The sequence below is a fragment of the Niallia sp. MER 6 genome, assembly GCF_023714395.1.
In the GTDB taxonomy this organism is placed as follows: Bacteria; Bacillota; Bacilli; order Bacillales; family Cytobacillaceae; genus Niallia.
The window spans coordinates 1-1,396 of record NZ_JAMAUK010000096.1 but is presented as its reverse complement, the minus strand read 5'-3'; the positions used below and the strand labels follow the sequence as shown (position 1 = coordinate 1,396).

At 37.1% G+C, this 1,396-nt stretch carries 1 protein-coding gene; it reads left to right on the top strand.

From position 1 onward, the window contains the following. Nucleotides 1-2: 2 nt before the first annotated feature. Nucleotides 3-1,360, top strand: a protein-coding gene (locus M3600_RS28325) for an IS3 family transposase (protein ID WP_237943427.1) whose coding sequence is annotated in 2 segments (ribosomal slippage) — nucleotides 3-456 and nucleotides 456-1,360 — 1,359 coding nt in all. Because the reading frame shifts where the segments join, the coding sequence is not laid out codon by codon here. Nucleotides 1,361-1,396: the final 36 nt, after the last annotated feature.

Below are 1,396 nucleotides of genomic sequence, written 5' to 3'. Positions count from 1 at the left end.
TTATGGCCAAATTTTCAATAGAAGAAAAAATTAGTGCCGTTTTGGAATATATAGATGGTGATGATGGCGTAAATACAATAGCGAGAAAAATTGGGGTTAGCTATGCTCTATTCCAAGATTGGATTAAACAATATAAGCTACATGGAGAAAAAGCCTTTGAAAAACGCTATACAAACTACTCCGTTGACTTTAAACTAGACGTATTGAAATTTATGAATGAAACTGGGACGTCTAACAAGGAAACGGCAGCTATCTTTAATATCTCATCTCCACCAACCATTTTAAAGTGGAGGAAGGCTTTTGAAGAAGGCGGAATAGATGCTCTAAAACCGAAGAAAAAGGGGCGTCCGTTTATGAGTAAAAAATCGCAGAAAAAAACAAAGAAAACACCAGATAAAGGTTCTGTGGAGGAACTGCAAGAAGAGATCTATCGTTTAAAGATGGAGAATGCCTACTTAAAAAAGTTGAATGCCTTAGTTCAGGAAAGGGAAAAGCTACAAAACAAGAAAAAGTAAAGGCGATATACGAACTAAGGAAATCATTCCCGATAACAGAGTTAATGAAAATAGCTGGTATCGCAAAAAGCACCTATTATTATCAATTAAAAGTAATACAACGTCCAGATAAGTATATAGAAATAAAGCAACACATTGAGTTTATATACCACACGAATCAGGGGCGTTATGGCTACCGTCGAATTCACCTAGAGTTAAGAAATCGTGGTGTATATATTAATCATAAGACGGTACAACGCCTTATGAAACAACTTGGGCTAAAATCCTTGGTTCGGATAAAAAAATACCGTTCCTATAAAGGGAAAGTAGGGAAAATAGCACCTAATGTGCTAAAGCGTAACTTTGTGGCAACCAAACCGAATGAGAAGTGGGTAACTGATGTGACAGAGTTCCACTTATTTGGACAAAAGCTTTACCTATCTCCTATTCTTGATTTATACAATGGGGAAATCATTGCCTATAACATAGAAAAAAGACCTGTCTATTCCCTAGTTTCTAAGATGTTGAATCAGGCATTGGAGGCTTTGCCAGAAGGAGAGAAACCTATCCTGCACTCGGATCAAGGCTGGCACTATCAGATGAGTAATTATCGTCACGTGTTAAAACAGCATGGAATTACACAGAGTATGTCGCGAAAAGGAAATTGTTTGGATAATGCAGTCATGGAGAATTTCTTTGGCTTATTAAAGTCGGAATTATTCTACCTTCACGATTTTGAAAACATGGACCACTTTAAAAGAGAACTGGAGAGCTACATTTATTACTATAATCACATACGAATTAAGGCAAAATTAAAAGGCATGAGTCCGGTTCAATACCGAACTCATGCCCCAGAAGCTGCCTAACGAGATAACCATGTCTAACTTTATGGGGTCACTTCA